Below are 2,317 nucleotides of genomic sequence, written 5' to 3'. Positions count from 1 at the left end.
CCGCCGGTCTCGGCGAAGACGGCGTGGCGGTGCGCCTCGAGGCGCGCGTCGCCGACTCGACCGAACCGCTCACGTGGGACGTGACCCTGCGCGCCCCCGGCGGCGAGATCGCGACGTACGTCAAGACGGTGACCACCACGAACGGTGTCAAGGACGACCCCCTCGCCTACGCCGACGATCGACGCGCCGACGCGCTCTACGTCGCCGCCCGCGCCGCGGGCACCGACACGTGGCAGCCCCTCAACCGCGGCCAGGCGATCCTGTCCGTGCTGTGGGACGACGCTCAGGCGGCCAAGCCGTGGGCGCAGATGGGGTCGCCGAGCATCTTCCGCGACGCGGACGGGCACCTCGGCGTCGTCGCCTCGCAGAACGATGCGACGAGCCGCATCTACGTGTGGCGCTCGGACGACGACCGCACCTTCGAGAACCAGCAGGTGATCGACCTGGGCTCGGGCATCGTCTCGGCTCCCCGCATCGTCGCCGCTCCCGGCGGCGGCTACCAGGTGCTGTGGACCGACCTCGCCAGCGGCGAGGGCCGCAGCGCGACGCTGTCGGCGCTGGACAGTTCGGCCACGGTCACCTCGCCCACCGTTGCCGACGTGCGCCCGCTCGGCGCCGACGGATCGGGGCTGCCCGCGTGGGCATCGGCCGTCACCGCCGTCCCCCTGACCTCGACGCAGTACGGCGCCTTCGTCAACGAATACGTCGATCTGCAGAACACCGGAGTGGATGCCGTCGCCGTCGACGCCCGAGCCGGGGCCACCTCGTCCGACGTCACCGGAGCCCTGCCGGGCACCGTGAAGCTGAACTACAACGACGGCAGCACGAAGTCGCTGCCCGTCACCTGGGATGCCGCGCAGATCGCGGCCGCCGCAGCCAAGGGCGCCGGGACCTACGACATCTCGGGAGCGGTGCAGCAGCACGCGCAGCGGAAGGTCTCGGACGCACGGGCCGATCCGCACGTGTTCTTCAACGAAGACGACGGCATGTACTACCTCACCGGTACGCACTTCGCCGAGCCGTCCGACGGTGCGATCAACGAATCCACCAGCAACCGCAAGATCGGCATCAAGCGCGCGACCACCATCGACGGTCTCGCCGACGCGCCCGAGCAGATCGTGCTCGACCCCGACAACGGAACGATCGGGCGCGAGGCCCAGTATCCGAACACCTTCTACGGATGGGGCGGATACATCTGGGCGCAGGAGTTCCACAAGATCAACGGGCGGTGGTGGATCGTCGCCGGTATGAACCGCGGCTACGAGCTGACCAACGCCTGGTGCGATGCGACCGTCTTGATCCCGTACATGGGAGACAAGGCATCCATCGTCGCCGGCGGCTTCGCCGACGAGGCGAACTGGGGCGAGCCGGTCGTCCTCGAGGGCGCCAACTTCGACGTGTCCTACCTCGAGCGCGAAGAGAACGGTCGCACGCAGGGCTACTGGGTCATGCCCAACGGCGGGAACATCCTCGTCGGCAAGGCGAGGGGCGGCGCCGGCGCCGTTCCGCTGCTCGACGGCCCGCTGTCGACCATCTACACGACGCGTCAGCCGTGGGAGCGCGGCAAGCAGGCCCCCACTCCCCCCGACACCAACGAGGGCGCCGACCAGGCGATCGTGGAGGCACCCTTCATGACTGCTCACGCGGGCAGGATCTACCTGACGTACTCGGGCGGAACCGTCGACAAGTACTACTCCCTGGGGCTGCTCACCGCCGCGGGTGACGCGAACCTCCTCGACCCGGCGAGCTGGACGCAGACCGCCTTCCCGGTGCTCGACACGAACGACACCTACCAGGGTCGTCTCGGCGCCGACGAGAAGACCGCGACGACGAAGATCGCCGGAACGGGCCACAACTCCTTCGTCGAGGATGCCGACGGCAACCTCGTGCTGGCCTACCACGCCCGTCCCTACCCCGACCCGCACACCCTCACCGACCCGGCCGGGGCCGGCGGACTGTTCGACCCCGACCGCAACACGTGGTTCCAGTCGGTGAACGTGCGCGCCGATGGGCGACTGGACCTGTCGCTGTCGAAGGACCAGGAGGTCGCGCCGCAGTTCCGCACGGTCACCGCGCGGGTCACCATCGCCGGCGGGTCGACGCCCACGCCGACGCCGACCACCACGCCGTCGCCGACGGCGACGCCGCAGCCGACCGCGACGCCCACGGCGACGCCGGACCCGACCGCGACGCCCACCGCGACGCCGCAGCCCACGGCGACGCCGCCGCCGACCGCGACGCCCACGGCCTCCGCGCAGCCCACCCCCGGCACCACCGGCGCCCCCGCGGCGACGAGCGCCACCGCCACGGCGAGCAC

1 protein-coding gene is annotated in these 2,317 nt (G+C 71.0%); it reads left to right on the top strand.

Annotation, left to right across the window (positions count from 1 at the left end; all coding sequences use genetic code 11):
* On the top strand, positions 1-2,317 hold a 2,317-nt coding region (locus tag DBR36_RS17805; protein WP_181373582.1), incomplete at both ends, for a family 43 glycosylhydrolase.

It is taken from the genome of Microbacterium sp. HMWF026 (genome assembly GCF_003061325.1).
Taxonomy (GTDB): domain Bacteria; phylum Actinomycetota; class Actinomycetes; order Actinomycetales; family Microbacteriaceae; genus Microbacterium; species Microbacterium testaceum_E.
Note: the sequence above shows the minus strand (reverse complement) of the source record. Positions and strands in the feature narration are given on the sequence as shown.